The organism is Tetzosporium hominis (genome assembly GCF_002265435.1).
Taxonomy (GTDB): domain Bacteria; phylum Bacillota; class Bacilli; order Bacillales_A; family Planococcaceae; genus Chryseomicrobium; species Chryseomicrobium hominis.
Genome location: NZ_NOKQ01000309.1, coordinates 1 through 270 on the forward strand (window position 1 = coordinate 1; position 270 = coordinate 270).

Consider the following 270-nt stretch of genomic DNA (forward strand, 5'->3'; position numbering starts at 1 on the left):
ATATATGGAGCTTTTCGAAAGGAGTGAAATACTGCGGATGTTGCCGGGGCCGTCTCCCCGTTATGAGTATCACCTTTCGGACAGTGATCGACCGGGGCGCCTCTATATTCATTCTCAGTTCTTTATCATTTTATCGCTTACAAATCGGAATAATTCTGTTTTATTTGGAGGGAAGATACATATGGCGACATGGGATTTAAGTAATATGAAACATCATATTTTTATCTGCAACGGCAGCAGCTGCAATCGGGCCGGAGCTGAGGAACTGAC

At 44.1% G+C, this 270-nt stretch carries 1 pseudogene; it reads left to right on the forward strand.

From position 1 onward, the window contains the following. Nucleotides 1–181 precede the first annotated feature (181 nt). A pseudogene (locus CF394_RS16125) lies at nucleotides 182–270 on the forward strand ((2Fe-2S) ferredoxin domain-containing protein); the annotation flags it as partial.